The sequence below is a fragment of the Paenibacillus sp. J2L1-98 genome (genome assembly GCF_056269405.1).
The window spans coordinates 74,072-89,879 of the sequence record NZ_JBWDNW010000017.1 but is presented as its reverse complement, the minus strand read 5'-3'; the positions used below and the strand labels follow the sequence as shown (position 1 = coordinate 89,879).

Genomic DNA, 15,808 nt, shown 5'->3' with positions numbered 1-15,808 from the left:
ATTCTGCTTGATGAACTTGGAAATGAACAAGTGTTTTCCTGGCCGGACAGTGAATATGTTAGCGAAGTATCATAAATTAGCTTACGTGCGATCGAGAATAGAAGATCGACTCTGGCCAGATAAGGAGCCTGATGCTCTGCTTAACAAGCGGGTCTGGGGGCCCTCGAAAGAATCCTATAATATACAGAGGATACGGTTATTGTTCGGGGCTGCTGTGTGTGTAATTAATTCGGCACGGACTGGTGGTGTTACTATTGGCGTTGAAGTATGAGATCAAAGAAGTATACGGGGAGCAGATCCGTGCTTTCTCCCTCTGGATGAAGCAGGCTGGATATACGGATTCTACGCAGCGGGATTACATGAGAGAAGTCCAAACTTATCTTGTATCGTTGGGTGGAGCGGAGGTAGAGAAGTCAGGGAAAATGGCGGTTATTAACTTCCTGGTTTCCAAACAGAAATCCACCGGGGACCGGACAAGAAACAGGTCACTTTCAGCAATTAGATCGTTTTATGTAGCCTTGATGGATTTCGAAATGGCTACACGGAATCCTGCACTCGATGTGAAAAAATCAAAGACGGAAGAGAACAAGAAGCCTGTTTACCTTGAGGAGGAAGAACTGGTCGAAAGTCTCCAGTTTATCGAAGGGCGGTATCGAAACCGGAATATAGCCATTTTCCTGCTCATGGGATATTGCGGGTTACGTGTAGGGGAAGTTCACCGATTGAACCTTAAGGATTTCAAGAAATCAAAGGGGACAATCGAGGTCTTCGGCAAGGGGCGTAAGTGGAACGAAATACCTGTACCCGAAGTACTTGTTGACTATCTTAGTAGGGTAGAGGAAGAGCGGATTACCCCTTACAGTAAGAGGGAGGATGCTTTCTTTGTTTCACAAAAGGGAAGACGTCTCTCGATACGTCAGATTCAGAAGATCGCAAACCGTACGTTTTCTGCATTTAAGGAACAAAACCAAAAATTATCGGACATGAAACTTTCCTGTCATAAGCTGCGGCATTCATTTGCAACAATGCTATTGAAAAATGGAGTGGATATTCGCGTTGTAAAAGAGTTGCTTGGACACTCCTCGATCGAAACGACAATGATTTATACTCACGTAAATGATGAACAAAAGAAAAATGCGATGGCAACGGTAAGCATCCCGATTCACGCTTTCGTATAGTGTCATCTGAAGTGGGGGGCGGGTATGAACTGGAGAATAATATACTTATATCCCATCTGGTTACTCGTAGGCGTTGCCGAGGCTCTCGCATACATCATCATGGAACTCACAAAAATGATACACCATAATATCCATAAAGCAGAACGGATGTTGGAGAAGGAAGTGAAGAGGAAAAGGCGGAAGCACACGAATCACCGCCGAACTACTCAGGTAAAGAAGAAGTCCCTCAAAGCTCCTTCAATACAGGGAAAGTCGGATAGCAATAATCTGATCAATAAAGATCATGTCGCAAAAACTCAGGCCCGGGGGAGTAAGAAGGAGAGTAGTATTGACCAATAATGTCAGTATATATACTAAAATTAATCGAATCCGTTCAGAGGGAAGCACCCTATTGGCGATTGTCGCCATGTTGGGTTCTTCCTTTTTCTGTTAAATCATGATGATATGAGAGGCACTAACTTGAAACTTTTTTGGAATAAATGGCCGGATAATACGGGGAACATGCAGCGAAATTAGTTACACGATCAGTTTGAGGTTTTATGGTCTCGGCTCTGGTAATTAGTTACATTAATAATTTTGCAGTATCCCTGTGAACTAATGGCCATCACAAATCGGCACACCTGTCTATGTCATAAAGAAACTAGGCACAGGACGGCCCTTGCGCTTTATAGTTACTTGGTTGTTGGACTGTTTTTACCGCAGTAATCAATTTGTCCGCTCACATCGATGATCCGCAGAATGCTGCTAACTGCATGCCCCAACTTAATCCATTTGTCGGCTATTTCAATTTTGTCCGATATGCTGGGTTCTGCTTTTTTAACAAGTCACGAAGGACGGCAATCTCCAGATCCTTTTCGCCCAGAAGCTCCTTCAGTTGTTTATTTCCACCTTCGAGTGTCCGAAACTCCTGTGGTAACGGTAAATAGACGCTGATTGCTTTAGCTGAAGAATCACTTGTCTTCCAAGTGCTCAGCTTGTTCTATCCAACGGTACAGCATTTTGATTTTTTTATGGCGACGAGCTACTTGTACAACAATCCCAAATTCTTTCGTTTCTTAAATCACTTGTTGTTTGAATTCGATGTAAATCGTCTACGTCGCATGAAAAATCCCCACGCTGGTTCTTCATCTAGCTTATACGTTAAGTAACCTAGACAAAATCCAATGTCGGGGCTAAAGAAAGTACAATGCCGGCGGTTACCTTTTAGGAATGAATAGAAGAGAACTGTATCTCCTTTTATAGGAGCACTTTTCAACGGTATTTGACGCTACCCGTCCTAACCTTCGTTGTAAAACACAGTAGCATAAGTATGCCTCAAGCGGATATCTTTTTTGGTTACTATTCCATATTCATGGATAAAATACAAAATGGGATCTTAATCTTAAATGCAACACCAGTAAGTCTAGGAACGACATAGAACTCTGACAGTAATGCATTTCACGAACACTAAATCCATGAGTTCAAGAGGTGATGGTATGTATAAAATTTCTATATACCAATTGTTTGTAATGACAGTTATTTTTCAATTAGGTTCTAATGTAGTATTTGGATTTGGAAGTTCTGCAGGAAAGGATGCATGGATTGGTGCGCTAGTATCATTAGGTTTAGGTTTAATCATTATTCTTATATACACCGCCTTAATGCGTATGAACCCAGGGTTAACTCTCGTTCAGTGGTTTCCGGCACAATTTGGACGTTGGATAGGGACACCAATTGCCTTCATGTACCCTCTTTTGTTTATTTATCTTGTAGGGCGAATGCTTGCAGATATTAGAGATTTGATTTCAACAACACTTTTATTCAATACTCCATCATTAATTATTGAAGGGATATTTATCATCCTTATTGCATACTGCGTTTATGATGGAATTGAAGTCATTGCTCGATTAGGTGAGATTTTCTTCCCCTTAGTTTTATTGATTTTTTGTATCCAAGTGGTATTTCTTTTTAGTACCGGAGTTATGCAAATAAATAATTTACTTCCTATTTTAAAATATGGTTGGGATCCAGTATGGAAGGCTGTATATCCCTTAGGTATTAACGAACCTTATGGATTAACAATTACGCTTGCTATGTTTTGGACAGATACAAGGCATCCTGAGAAAGTGATGAAAATCACTATTCTTGCTTCTATGCTGTTTGGAATGTTAATTACAAGTTTGGATATGATGGCTATTTCCGTTTTCGGAGGCATGTTTCCAAATTTTCTATATCCGCTGTATACATTATTCAGTATGATCAGCATCGCGAACTTCATTGAAAACTTGCAAGTTTTGGGCATACTATACATTTTTATGATCCATTTTTTAAAAGTTGTGATTATTATGCTCGCATCACTAAAAGGGATCCAACAATTGACGTGTACTAAGAGTTTTCGTGTCTTTATCATTCCGGCATCTGTAGTGGCATTGTTCTTGGGAATGACAATGTCTAAAAACATTTCAGAGCAAATATTTTATCATTTCAATAAAATTGTTATACCTTATGTGTGGACACCAATGTTTCTCGTATTGCCCGTCATACTACTCATCGTTACATGGATTCGACAAAAGGTGTATGAATAAGCACTTTGTGTCAGTTGTAAAAATAGGTGCCTTGTTTGCTGCCATAATTCAAATAGATTACCGGATTATTTTGCAAACGAAAACAGCGATTTTTTGCACAGTAATGTGCAATACCGCTGCGTATTCAAGTACAAATGTTATTCAATTAACGATGCACCTGTTACTCCAATCTTATGAACGGTCAAATTTACTTTTACAGAAATCTCAGCTTCAGAAAACTCCTTGTCCCAGTTTACCTTTAAAGACTCCCATTGTTGTAGATCTCTACGTTGAATCGCATCACTAAAACCAAAGATATCTTTCCCATACACTTTTTGTACCTTTTTAATCGTTTTAAGAACAATTTGTTCCGCTTGTTTTTCCAATTCGTTCTGAACAAGAGTAACATTAGAAATCTGGGTGAGGTCTAAGCCTGTATTGTTTTCCCTGATTGCTCCTTGCCCCTTTAAGGTGACTAAAATTTTTATTTGGTTCCCATGTATGTTTGGTTCAACATTACTATGCACTGTATTTGCATCAAAGCTGACAAATCCTTTCTTGCCGGGAACAAATGCTGTGATTATCAATTTATTTAGTTTCTTCGTTATCCAATGTGTCGCTCGTGCTTCATCCTCATTTAAAAAACCAATCAATTTCAAATCTTTATCAAAAATACCAATCCCACTAATTTGAAATCCACTTGCATGGGAGGGGACTTCCTGATTTTCCTCTTCTGTTAAAGAAGGGGATCCTAATGCAATGGCAGGCATGGTGGGGGATGTTCCCTCGCTGGTAGCAGATAGTAAAAAGTTTAGGAATTCCATTTTGGATTGAGCTCCCATTTGGACATATTCCTTTGAAGCTCCAGAAGAAGGTTGAAGCTCTAACGGGTATGAACTTTCTAGAAAATTCTTAGCTGTGTCTCCTTTAATAATAAAAATATCGGTTAGTAAATTGAGGCTAGGATCCCGAGTGTAAATATCAAGTAAATCTTTGATTCCTTGTTTAGCCAGTTGTTCCCCTATTACGACGATCCGCCGCTGACCGGGAAATAATTTTCGCGAAAACTTAGATTGCAATTGTTGGAGGGCATCAAGTGTATCCTTTCCAGTACCCGTTTCAACAAAATATGAATCACTCTGGCTTCCGCCGCTGCCGCTATTTTTTCCACTACCTATTTTGGACGGGACTATTATTTGTGCACTGAACTGTATCTTTTTGTTTTTGCTTTTGTCAATACCCCATGCGAGCTCAATGGCACGATCATTTAACTCAATACTGTCCCAACATCCTTCGATGAAAAACATGGAAACGAAAATGATAAAGAAGATTAATTTTCTATTCATTTATCTGATTCACCTCGTTCAGGACCTGGTTGTTGTCCTTCATGCGCACGTTTTTTATTTGGACCGCTGATCAATGCAGGTCGGTTAATCATGCTCCATCTTGGTGCACGTATTAGTACATCTTTTAAATTTTGGGGGATAAGTGGCGCTACTGGGCTTAAATAGGGTGTTCCAAACGAACGTAGTTTTAGAAGGTGTATTAATATGGTAAAAACTCCAACTACTACTCCATACAACCCTAGTGTTCCTGCTAAAATCAGCATCGGAAATCGAAGCAAGCGGTACGAAGTTCCGAGGTTATAGCGGGGAATTGCAAACGATGCAATTCCAGTAGTAGCTACAATAATCACTACAGGGCTGGAGACAATGCCTGCCTGTACAGCAGCTTCCCCTATGACGAGGGCTCCCACAATACTAACAGCTGAACCAATAGCCTTTGGTAACCGAATGCCCGCCTCACGGAGTCCTTCAAACATTAATTCCATCATAACCGTTTCTACGATGGTAGGGAACGGAACCCCTTCCCTGGCTGCAGAAATGCTGATGAGTAAATTTGTAGGAATCAACTGCGGATGAAAAGCGGTGGTCGCAACATACAAGGATGGTAATAGCAATGCAATATTTAATAAAAGGAGGCGTACTAATCGAACGAAAGACGAGTATATAGACCTTTCGTAATAATCATCGGCGGCCTGAAGACCACTCCAAAATGTCATAGGAACGATCAATACATATGGAGTATTATCGACGAAAATGGCGACTTTGCCTTCTAACAGGCTAGAACAAATGACATCAGGTCGTTCACTATTTTGAACTTGCGGGAATGGTGACCAAGTGAAGTCTTCAATAAATTCTTCGATATAACTTGCTCCCATTACACCGTCAATTTGGATTCGGTTGATTCTGTTTCGGACCTCCTCTATGACTGTAATCGAGGCGATTCCATCAATATACGCAATGACAATATCGGTCTGAGAAAGTTGACCAACTGTAATCGACTCCATTTTAAGTTTTACACTTCGAATTCGTCTACGGACAAGGCTTGTATTGATCCGCAATGTTTCTGTAAATGCATCCTTTGGTCCACGAACAGAGGATTCGGAAGATGGTTCATCAATGTTTCGTTTTTCGAATCCCTTGAGGTCCGCAATTAAAGCCTTACTTACTCCGTCAGCTAAAAGAGCTATATTCCCCTTTAAAATTCCATTTACTACATCTTTGATATTTGAAACTTTCTGCACCTGCGTGATTGCAACAAGCTGTTGTTCAATGATTTGCTCAACTTTGGGTATTCCCCCCAATGCATCGGAAAACCCCTCGAAAAGAAATGGTTTTAAAAAAACTTGATCAAGAATTTTTGTATCACTCAAACCATCAATGTAAATCAGGAGTAGTTTGGTTTCACAAGAGATTTCAATTGGACGAAAGATGATATCTGAAAAATTTTGAAATATCTCTATCAGCTTCATCTCGTTTATAGTGAGTTCAGTATTTAATTCTGCATTTTGAATGTTAGGTGACATTGAATTTGTCAATTCGATATCTTTTAATAATTTGTTACTCATACGATTATTTTTTGAAAACATTTATAATTCGTCTCCCAACTGTTTATTAAATGTTTGTTTCTAAATAACCCTATGCAACCTAAAGTTCCCTTTTGTTTAATTAGGTATTCATAACCATGTAATGAAATATCGATCTTTGCCGTCCGAAGTCAAGGTGACCCGGCAGATCCGCTAGGACAACCGCCTTTGCATCGAGTGGGAAGACATTCGCATTCCGATCGCGACGTCTTAATGAAGGTGGGGTAGAAGCCGGCACAAATAGTTGAGGATTGGTTGTATCTGCAGGTCTTGGAAATAAACAACAAAACGACCTAATACGCTAGAGGCAGTTACAGAGAATAATATTAATATCTATGTCACTGGTCTAGAGGAAATCGTGCGTTCTTTAATTTTATCGTTCTTCGCGGAGTGCAGTTATCCAGCAATCACTCGCTAATCAGATAAGAATGGGCTTGTAAAGTTGATGGAGAAAGCAGGAGAATTTTTCAACCTCGATACAGAAATCGTAATTCGCTTCCGAAAAGAATTATGGTGAAGAAGCCTTCACCGGCTGTATTACTGTTTATTCATTATGCATGAAATCCGCATTAGATTACATTACTTTAAACTTCAGTCATTTTATTATGTGATAAAAAGGCTGTATTGGAAAAGAAAAATCCAAACTCCCGTAAAGGGAAGTTTGGATTTTTAATGTTTTGTAACAACTGTTTATAAACCAGGGGCAATGGAGAAAATAACTTTAATTTCCTTATCAATGTAGTTAATACATTGATATTTTGTGCCTTCCGGAATGATCATACCTTCACCTTCATGAACTTCGAAAACTTCATGAGTATCTGGAAGGAAAAAAGCAGCGGGGCCTGAAATGACATAAAAGACTGCATCACCTTTGTGTGATAAAGGTTCAGATGCTCTTGAACCTTCACCGCCAGAGGGAATCGAAAATTCACCCATATGGACAAGATCGTTGCTTACAAATAGCGAAAATGGAATTGGATGTGTTTCGCCGTGAACAGTATGCAGCATTTGTTCACGTGAAATCTTAATCATTTCTGCATTTTTTCTTGCTTCTTTTCCGTCAATCGGCCATGTTCCAATACGATTTTGGCTCATTTATTACACCTCCGCCTTAAGTTCAGTTAATACTTTGACTTTACCAGGAAATGAAGCAGGTGGGCCTTCTTTTCCCCAAATTTTCGGGGCGATAACATAAAGAATCGTCAATGACTCGTGTCCAAAGTTATATGCTTTATGGTAAACGCCACGCGGAATTAATAGTGATTCACCTTTATTGACTACAAGTGTTTGCCCTGTCTTTGGATCTAGTTCATGCAAGGTTCCATTTAAGATGTAATATACTTCATCGCCTGCGTGCACATCCGGGGGATCAAATGAAGCACCAGGAGGTACTTGAAAAATACCAACACTCAATTTATCCGTGCTGGCAATGAGCCAGTTCAGATCGCTTGCGTATGGATTTTCTGGAGTATAAATAAATTTCTTCATTTGCTCTCGAGTCATTTTTACGGCTTTTTTCTCTGTTGGCTTAAATGGGAAATTCTCAAAATAATCTGGCTTCTGAGCCATGGATACACTCTCCTCTAAAATGTTATTTAATAATTTTAAGTGCGGCATCCCTCACGAACTTTATTATATAGGGATCATCAACAAAAAATCAATTAAAAGTTTTATATAAATTTATATAAAAGGCAGAAAAAAACAAAGAAAGCGTTGACATATGGCTACTTTCAAATATACAATGTAAACGAGTTAGTAAAATTTTATATAAAAAGAGGTGTTGTTGCTACTGCTTATGATACCACAGACAGTATTTTTTTTATTCTTTAAGTAAACGATGCATTTAAGATCAAATTTAATGGGGAGTGTGCAGTATGAGTGTAGCCAAGATGAGCGTATTAAAAGGTTTAGAACCAAGTAAGTTTTTTTACTATTTCGAAGAAATTAGCAATATTCCGCGGGGGTCGTATAACGAAAAACAAATTAGTGATTACATTGCTAACTTCGCCAATGAGCGAAATTTAGAGTATTTTCAAGATGATCTGCACAGCATTTTGGTAAAGAAGCCAGGCACTCCTGGTTATGAGAACTCAGAGCCTGTCATTTTTCATGGCCATATGGATATGGTTTGTTACAAAAATGAGAATGTAGTCATTGATTTTGAGAAGGAAGGCCTCAAACTGAAGATTGATGGTGATTTCATCAAAGCTGATGGAACCACTTTGGGTGCAGATAATGGAGTTGGAGTGGCCTATGTTCTTGCACTTCTCGACTCTGATGATATTCCTCATCCTCCGCTTGAAATTATCCTTACAGTTCAGGAAGAAGTAGGAAAAGTTGGAGCCCAAAACTTTGATGTATCACGAGTAACGGGTAAACGACTAATCGATTTGAACTGGCATGATCCTAAAAGCTTATTTGCTGGTTGTGCAGGAGATATTTCTGCAAGATTCCTGATTCCGATCAATTGGAGTAAGCCGACAGAAGGATTTAACGTAATGAGTTTGAAAGTAAACGGATTAAGAGGTGGACATTCAGAATTTGATATTCATTTGGAGCGAGCAAATGCAATCGTTCTTCTTGGTAGACTGCTCAATAGCATTTCGTTAGAAGCAGATATCGAGGTAGCGAATTTGAGCGGTGGAGTAAACCGTTATGTAATACCAAGTGAAGCTGAAGCGATTATTTTAATTAATCCATCAGATGAAAATGTAATTAAAAAGATAGTGGATCGTGAGTTTAAAGATTTTAAAAATGAGTTTGCAGTAAGCGATCCGGACGTTAACGTATTCATTGAGCCATCGGTAGAAACGATCGAACAGGTTTATACTAAGGAATCATTCCATGCGTCGTTGAGTGCGATATTGCTAATTCCGAATGGTGTACAAAGCATGAGCTTAAATGTACCTGGTCTTGTTGAAAGTTCTAACACAATTGCTATATTAACGACGTATGAGAATGAGTTGGAAGTGCTTAATACCATTCCAAGCGCAGTTACTTCCAGGAAATATGCGATTCTTCATAAACTGCAATTGTTGGCTAGGCAGCTTGGTAATGGCTCTTACGTCTCTACTTTCGCGGATTGTCCAGAATGGCCATATAATGAAAACTCGCAGATGCTTAAAACAGCACAAAAAGCATACCGCGATTTATTTAACGAAGATGCACATGTTGAAGTATCGCACTCTAGTTTAGAGTTGGGCTTTTTCGCTAGCAAAATTCCCAACGTTGACATGATATCAATGGGTCCGGAAGCTTTTGGAGTTCATACTACGGAAGAAAGACTAAATTACACGACTGTTGCTTCTGTGTGGGAGTTGTTGAAGGAAGTTCTGAAAAATCTTCGCTAAAACTAAAATTAACTGTAATGCTTGTCTGATTAGTAATTATAGAGGAGAGATAACGTATGCAAAGAGCGCTATCCGGGAAGGTAGCATTAATTACAGGGGCTAGCGCCGGTATTGGACAAGCCACTGCTCTTACGTTTGCGGCTGAAGGTGCTAAATTGGTGCTGACTGCCCGTCGTAAGGAACGGTTGGAAGAGTTGGCAGGACAGATCAGAGAGAGGGGAGGCGAGGTCGTCATTTTAGCTGGCGACGCTCGCTTGGAGGATACAGCAAAGGCTGCTGTTGATCTTGCAGTTAACTCTTTTGGACGACTGGATATTTTAATTAATAACTCAGGTATTGGCAATTATAAGCCCTTGATTGAAACATCCGTGGTTGATTATGAGGACATAATGGATTCGAATGTCCGTTCGACATTTCTATTTACTCGATATGCGATACCGCAAATGCTAGAACAGCAAGAGGGTACGGTTATGATTGTCGCATCGATGGCAGGTCTTTATGGATACCCAAATGAAACGGTTTATTGCGCAAGTAAATTTGCTCAGGTTGGATTCGCACAATCGCTCGATAAAGAATTTAGGTCGAAGGGTATAAAGGCTGGAGTTCTTTGTCCTGGAGCAACAAAAACTGAATTTGCTATTGGGAAAGGCCGTACAGAAGAAGGGATGACTAACTCTGGTATGTTGGAAGCAATGGATGTAGCCAAAGCATTATTGTTTTCCTGCACACAATCGCCAGAATCCCGCATTATTGAACTTCGTATGCGCGCCATGAATGAACCTCTAACCGGACCTGGTGTTTAATAATTTATTATTATCTATTATAAAACGAATAAAGGGGAGCTCATAAATGAAAAAGTATTCTTTTTTCGTTGTAGCAATTGTTTTTATTCTTTTGGTAAGTGCATGCAGTACATCAAACGGTAAAAAGCCTGCTTCTCAAGGAGATAGCGGTGCTCAGCCAAACAGTAGTGCTTCTGCTGATGGTAGAACAGGCAAAGAATCGCCCCCAACTAAAAAGGAAGGGCAGATTCGTATAGGTTTTGCCCCTACAGCTATGGATACGTATTATGAGCGGGTACTGGCAGGAGTAAAAGAAGAGATTGATAAATTAGGCGGCGAAAGTGTAATTAAATTGGATGTTCAAGCACCAAGCAGTCAGTCAGCAACAGACGATCAGATCCGTAGCATCGAGGGGTGGATCTCTCAAGACGTTGATGCTATTGCGGTAGCACTTTATAACGAGAGCGCATTGCTCCCTTTATTCCGTAAAGCAGCTGAAAAAGGTATCCCAATTTTTACTTTTAACTCTCCAGTAGTAACTAACGAGTATTATGTCAGCGATATTGGATATGATCAAAGTGAGGGTGGACGTGCGCAAGCTCAATGGATCGCTGATCACTATAAAGACCAAAATGAAGTAAAAATCGCTATGCTGGAAGGATTGCCAGGGCCGCATACGTCACAGCGGATGAAGGGATTTAATGAAGTTATTAAAAATTATCCTAATCTTAAGGTTGTCTCTTCTCAGTCAGCTGGATGGGTAAGAGCGCAAGGGATTTCCGTTACAGAGAACATTTTAACAAGCCATCCGGATATTGATGTATTAGCTGCTTTATACGATGAAATGGCTTTGGGTGGACTTGAAGCCCTGAAAGCAAGAGGCTTAGATGGGAAAGTAGCAATTGTTGGTTATGAGAATATGAAAGAAGCTAATACTGCGATTAAAAACGGTCAATTTGCCGCTACGGTAGATACAGGAGCTAAACAGCAAGGACGTAATATTATCCAAACAATCAAAAAATATGTAGTGGACGGGGAAATGGTTCCTAAACAAACTTTTGATAAAGTTAAAGTTTACGATAAAGATAACATTCAAGAGTTTGATCAAAATGACTACATCTATGTGCCGCAACAAAAATAATAAATAGTTTCCTGATTGAAGGTAAACGCTGAGACTGAAGAGGAAATCACAGGAGGATCTGGAAATGGACAATGTAGCCCCTGTACTGGAAATGAAGAATATCAAGAAACGTTTCGGCGGCATTTATGCACTTAACGGCGTTAATTTAAAGCTGCGCAAAGGTGAAGTGCTGGGGTTGGTAGGCGAAAATGGCGCTGGGAAATCAACACTAATGAAAATTATTTGTGGTGCGTATCTAAAAGATGAAGGCGAAATCCACATAAATGGACAGCGTGTTGAAATCATGGGTGCGGATCATGCACAAACGCTTGGTATTAGTATTATTTATCAGGAATTAAGCCTATTTCTTGATTTAAATGCAGTTGAAAACATCTTTATTCATCGTGAAATTTCAAAAGGGAAGCGCTCAACTCTTTATTCCAAGTTGGATAAGGAGGCAATGAGGCAAAAGGTAAAGTCGATTCTCAATAATGATCTCAAAGTTGATATTGATATCGATACCCCTGTAAGAAATTTAAGATTATCAGAAAGACAATTGCTTGAAATCGCTAGATCAATTGGATCAAACGCCGAAATCATCATCATGGATGAGCCAACAGAAGCATTGGAATCGGGTGAACGTTTACGACTGTTCCAAATTATAGAGGAATTGAAAGCAGCTGGAAAGTCCATTATCTATATTTCACATCAACTTGATGAGTTATGGCGCATTTCCGACAGAGTCATGGTTCTTCGTGATGGAACAAACATTGCAGATACTCCCAAGGACGAGATTGACGTGCCCAAGATTATCAATCTTATGATTGGGAAAACAATGGTTCAGCAGTACCCTGAGAAAAAGTCAGTGCCCGGAGAAGTATTGTTTGAGGTTAAAGGGTTGACAAAACGTTCTGTTTATGAGGATGTATCTTTCACTTTAAGAAAGGGAGAGATAGTAGGGATTGCTGGTCTTGCAGGATCGGGAAAAAGTGAAATTATTCGTTCACTATTCGGTGTAGATCCGTATGATCAAGGGCAAATAAGGTTGAATGGAAAGGATATCACGATTAAAAGCATACACGATGGAATAGCTAACAAACTGGCTTTCCTACCTAGTGAGCGTAAAACGGAAGGTGTTTTCCTTAACCAGTCCATCAACTGGAATTTGTCCATCACTGCAATTTATAAAATAGGAAAAGCTAAGCTCAATAAGATCTTGGAGAACCAGTATACAGACTCTTATGTAAAAGAGCTTGGTATCAAAATTAGTTCTAATGAACAATTGATCGGCGACCTTAGTGGGGGCAATCAACAGAAGGTCTTACTAGCAAGATGGCTGCTAACTGACCCTGAGGTATTACTCGTTGAAGAACCGACAAGAGGCATTGACGTCAATGCCAAAACCGATGTTTACAAATTAATCGTTCAAGCAGTTGAGCAAGGCAAGGGGGTTATTGTAGTATCATCGGAAAGTCCAGAGCTGCTAGGTCTTTGTAATCGTATTCTTGTTATGTTTGAGGGGAAAGTAGCTGCTGAATTAGAAGTCCCCAATGCTGATGAGAAAACGATAGCTTATTATACCGTCCAGAAGACAGGTGGGAATGAAAATGTTTCTTAATACAATCGCAGAAGCACCAAGTAAAGTATTTGGATTTAGAAAAAAATTAGGAACTAGTGGTGGCATTTTAATTGCTTTTCTCATATTGGTTTGCGTCTTAAGCTTTACAGCTCCGAGCTTTCTAACTGTTGACAACATTACAAATGTAATGAGACAGGCAGTATTTATTGCTATCATAGCCTTTGCTGCAACATTTGTCATTGGAATGGGCGGTATTGATCTTTCAGTTGGAGCAAATTTAGCATTATGTGGCGTAGTCATTGCAGATTTGATCCAAAACGGCGTCAATATTTATCTAGCAATAATCATAGGTATGGCGCTTGGTGCTGCAATCGGTTGTATAAACGGATTACTCATTGTAAAAATGGGCATTACGGATTTTATAGCAACCTTGGCGATGATGATTATTATTAGAGGCGTCGTTATGGTTTATACACATGGGATTCCTATTTCGGGTTTAGGATATGATGAGTTTCGTGTTTTTGGACAATCCTACTTCTTTGGAATACCTATGCCAGTAATTATTACGATCATAGTGTTTTTACTTTGCTATTATCTTCTTTATTGGACCCGATTCGGTAGATATACGCTATCCATTGGGAGCAATCAGGAGGCAGCAAGGTTGGTTGGTATTCATATTTCTAAAATGAAAGTGTTGGTTTACTCACTTACCGGCTTATTCGCTGGATTATCTGGAATGCTTCTCACCTCTAGGCTAGAAGCGGCTATGCCTGAAGCAGGCAACGGTTACGAACTAGATGTTATTGCAGCTGTAGTAATCGGAGGCACAAGCCTAACTGGTGGTAAAGCCTCTTTGTTTGGGACAGCCGTTGGAGCAATTCTCATGGCTGTTGTCCGTAATGGCTTAAACCTTTTAAACGTTAGTACATTTTGGCATCAGGTCGTTATAGGAATTATTATTTTGATTGCGGTTTCTTTGGATAAATTCGGAAGTAAGAAATCAGTAAAAGCGTAATTGTTCTTATAACCGAAAAGGCTCCATTTCAGCAATAGCTGGAATGGAGCATTGAATATTTTATTATCCAAATTTGTGTGAAAGTTTAATCGGAATAAGTAAACATGTGTAACCGATTTGTATATGAGCTTTTTGCGTAAACGGCTCCATTAAAAATTCAAGATTATATGTCCGAAACGCTTCCTCAGCGCAAATTTTCCACCTATGCACGAGATTTTATCTATTCTGAAATAACTAATATAGAAGTCCGAGGATGGAAGGCAATGAAGATAACGGTTAATGATATCGCTCTAAGAGCGGGAGTATCTCCGAGTACTGTCTCTAATGCACTAAACAACAAAAAAGGTATAAATGAGGTTACAAAAAAGCAAATTAAGCTATTAGCTCAGGAAATGGGTTATTTTAAAGTTGAAACACCTATGTCAAAAAAAATAAAAGTTATTGTTTATAAGAAGAATGGAATCATCGTATCAGATACACCTTTTTTTTCAGAATTAATTGAGGCTATAGAGAAAAATTGCACAATGCATCATTATGAAACGTCGATTCAACACTATATTGAATCGGATGATTCTTATGAAACTATTTCTAATTTACTTAGAGATGATAGTTTTTCAGGCTTGCTAATATTGGCAACAGAAATGTTATCCGAGGATTTATATTTATTCGAAGAAGTTTCTGTACCTATTGTCTTAATGGATAGCTGTTTTAAAAATCGAAACGTAGATTCAGTGACGATAAATAACTATGAAGGTGCCTATAGATCTACTGCATATTTGATTGATAGAGGGCATCGTAACATTGGTCATTTTAGGGCTAATATGAATATTAACAACTTTTCTGAGCGCAAGACCGGCTATCAGGATGCTCTGAACGATAATGGGTTGCCGATTGAAACATATTATGAATATATTTTAGAACCTTCCTTCGAAGGTGCATACAGGGATATGAAAAAAATGCTGGAACATGGATCTCCCCTGCCTTCAGCTGCGTTTGTTGATAATGATGTCATTGCAATTGGAGCAATAAAGGCAATTAAAGAACATGGGCTCACGATTCCAAACGATATATCCATCGTTTCCTTCGATGATATGCCCTATTGTGAAATCAATGATCCTCCTCTAACTTCTAATCGGGTATACCCAAGAGAAATTGGCCGAATGGCTGTAAGCCGATTGTTATATAAAATAGACAGTCATGATTCACCTGTCAACAAAATTGTAGTAAATACGAAATTGATTGAGAGAGAAAGCGTTACGAAGCATATACAATTTGCAAATTATTGTGGTAAAAAGTAATAGTCTTGAGAGGA

13 protein-coding genes are annotated in these 15,808 nt (G+C 39.2%); 9 read left to right on the top strand and 4 right to left on the bottom strand.

Annotated elements, in window-relative coordinates; translation table 11 throughout:
- Positions 1-317 precede the first annotated feature (317 nt).
- The 3 genes from AC0YNZ_RS23505 to AC0YNZ_RS23495 all read left to right on the top strand — a co-directional run bounded on the left by AC0YNZ_RS23505 (position 318) and on the right by AC0YNZ_RS23495 (position 3,742).
- Positions 318-1,178 carry a tyrosine-type recombinase/integrase gene (locus AC0YNZ_RS23505; RefSeq protein ID WP_475828953.1) on the top strand — a complete coding sequence of 287 codons (861 nt, stop codon included), beginning with the start codon at positions 318-320 and terminating at the stop codon, positions 1,176-1,178.
- Positions 1,179-1,202: 24 nt separating this feature from the next.
- Positions 1,203-1,517, top strand: coding sequence for a hypothetical protein (locus AC0YNZ_RS23500; RefSeq protein WP_475828923.1), 315 nt, complete (start codon positions 1,203-1,205; stop codon positions 1,515-1,517).
- A 1,136-nt stretch (positions 1,518-2,653) separates the two neighbouring features.
- Positions 2,654-3,742 carry a GerAB/ArcD/ProY family transporter gene (locus AC0YNZ_RS23495; protein WP_475828922.1) on the top strand — a complete coding sequence of 363 codons (1,089 nt, stop codon included), beginning with the start codon at positions 2,654-2,656 and terminating at the stop codon, positions 3,740-3,742.
- A 137-nt stretch (positions 3,743-3,879) separates the two neighbouring features.
- Here AC0YNZ_RS23495 and AC0YNZ_RS23490 read toward each other — a convergent pair whose 3' ends face one another.
- The 4 genes from AC0YNZ_RS23490 to AC0YNZ_RS23475 form a co-directional block, all read right to left on the bottom strand.
- On the bottom strand, positions 3,880-5,067 hold the full coding sequence (locus AC0YNZ_RS23490) for a Ger(x)C family spore germination protein (protein WP_475828921.1): 1,188 nt from the start codon (positions 5,065-5,067) through the stop codon (positions 3,880-3,882).
- On the bottom strand, positions 5,064-6,653 hold the full coding sequence (locus tag AC0YNZ_RS23485) for a spore germination protein (protein WP_475828920.1): 1,590 nt from the start codon (positions 6,651-6,653) through the stop codon (positions 5,064-5,066). The genes AC0YNZ_RS23490 and AC0YNZ_RS23485 overlap by 4 nt, the downstream gene beginning before the upstream one ends.
- 687 nt (positions 6,654-7,340) lie before the next feature.
- On the bottom strand, positions 7,341-7,745 hold the full coding sequence (locus AC0YNZ_RS23480) for a cupin domain-containing protein (protein ID WP_475828919.1): 405 nt from the start codon (positions 7,743-7,745) through the stop codon (positions 7,341-7,343).
- Between the two features lie 3 nt (positions 7,746-7,748).
- The gene (locus AC0YNZ_RS23475; RefSeq protein WP_475828918.1) at positions 7,749-8,267 is read right to left on the bottom strand and encodes a cupin domain-containing protein; all 519 of its coding nucleotides are present in this window, start codon (positions 8,265-8,267) and stop codon (positions 7,749-7,751) included.
- 257 nt (positions 8,268-8,524) lie between these two features.
- Between AC0YNZ_RS23475 and AC0YNZ_RS23470 the strand changes: the two genes are divergently transcribed.
- From AC0YNZ_RS23470 to AC0YNZ_RS23445, 6 genes are all read left to right on the top strand, one after another.
- Positions 8,525-10,000 carry an aminoacyl-histidine dipeptidase gene (locus tag AC0YNZ_RS23470; protein WP_475828917.1) on the top strand — a complete coding sequence of 492 codons (1,476 nt, stop codon included), beginning with the start codon at positions 8,525-8,527 and terminating at the stop codon, positions 9,998-10,000.
- Between the two features lie 56 nt (positions 10,001-10,056).
- Positions 10,057-10,803: an SDR family oxidoreductase gene (locus tag AC0YNZ_RS23465; protein ID WP_475828916.1), complete on the top strand. Its 747-nt coding sequence runs from the start codon at positions 10,057-10,059 to the stop codon at positions 10,801-10,803.
- A 46-nt stretch (positions 10,804-10,849) separates the two neighbouring features.
- The gene (locus tag AC0YNZ_RS23460; RefSeq protein ID WP_475828915.1) at positions 10,850-11,923 is read left to right on the top strand and encodes a sugar ABC transporter substrate-binding protein; all 1,074 of its coding nucleotides are present in this window, start codon (positions 10,850-10,852) and stop codon (positions 11,921-11,923) included.
- A gap of 64 nt (positions 11,924-11,987) precedes the next feature.
- Positions 11,988-13,520 (top strand): sugar ABC transporter ATP-binding protein, encoded by a 1,533-nt coding sequence (locus tag AC0YNZ_RS23455; protein WP_475828914.1) that lies wholly within the window; start codon positions 11,988-11,990, stop codon positions 13,518-13,520.
- Complete coding sequence (locus AC0YNZ_RS23450; protein WP_475828913.1) at positions 13,510-14,496, top strand: ABC transporter permease; 987 nt, start codon at positions 13,510-13,512, stop codon at positions 14,494-14,496. Before AC0YNZ_RS23455 ends, AC0YNZ_RS23450 begins: the two co-directional genes overlap by 11 nt.
- Before the next feature lie 263 nt (positions 14,497-14,759).
- On the top strand, positions 14,760-15,794 hold the full coding sequence (locus tag AC0YNZ_RS23445) for a LacI family DNA-binding transcriptional regulator (RefSeq protein ID WP_475828912.1): 1,035 nt from the start codon (positions 14,760-14,762) through the stop codon (positions 15,792-15,794).
- The last annotated feature ends 14 nt before the right edge of the window (positions 15,795-15,808 follow it).

Excerpts from the sequence above, each read along its gene's own strand:
- AC0YNZ_RS23505 (WP_475828953.1), top strand. The coding sequence starts at position 318 with ATGAAGCAGGCTGGATATACGGATTCTACGCAGCGGGATTACATGAGA.
- AC0YNZ_RS23500 (WP_475828923.1), top strand. The coding sequence starts at position 1,203 with ATGAACTGGAGAATAATATACTTATATCCCATCTGGTTACTCGTAGGC.
- AC0YNZ_RS23495 (WP_475828922.1), top strand. The coding sequence starts at position 2,654 with ATGTATAAAATTTCTATATACCAATTGTTTGTAATGACAGTTATTTTT.
- AC0YNZ_RS23490 (WP_475828921.1), bottom strand. The coding sequence starts at position 5,067 with ATGAATAGAAAATTAATCTTCTTTATCATTTTCGTTTCCATGTTTTTC.
- AC0YNZ_RS23485 (WP_475828920.1), bottom strand. The coding sequence starts at position 6,653 with ATGTTTTCAAAAAATAATCGTATGAGTAACAAATTATTAAAAGATATC.
- AC0YNZ_RS23480 (WP_475828919.1), bottom strand. The coding sequence starts at position 7,745 with ATGAGCCAAAATCGTATTGGAACATGGCCGATTGACGGAAAAGAAGCA.
- AC0YNZ_RS23475 (WP_475828918.1), bottom strand. The coding sequence starts at position 8,267 with ATGCCGCACTTAAAATTATTAAATAACATTTTAGAGGAGAGTGTATCC.
- AC0YNZ_RS23470 (WP_475828917.1), top strand. The coding sequence starts at position 8,525 with ATGAGTGTAGCCAAGATGAGCGTATTAAAAGGTTTAGAACCAAGTAAG.
- AC0YNZ_RS23465 (WP_475828916.1), top strand. The coding sequence starts at position 10,057 with ATGCAAAGAGCGCTATCCGGGAAGGTAGCATTAATTACAGGGGCTAGC.
- AC0YNZ_RS23460 (WP_475828915.1), top strand. The coding sequence starts at position 10,850 with ATGAAAAAGTATTCTTTTTTCGTTGTAGCAATTGTTTTTATTCTTTTG.
- AC0YNZ_RS23455 (WP_475828914.1), top strand. The coding sequence starts at position 11,988 with ATGGACAATGTAGCCCCTGTACTGGAAATGAAGAATATCAAGAAACGT.
- AC0YNZ_RS23450 (WP_475828913.1), top strand. The coding sequence starts at position 13,510 with ATGTTTCTTAATACAATCGCAGAAGCACCAAGTAAAGTATTTGGATTT.
- AC0YNZ_RS23445 (WP_475828912.1), top strand. The coding sequence starts at position 14,760 with ATGAAGATAACGGTTAATGATATCGCTCTAAGAGCGGGAGTATCTCCG.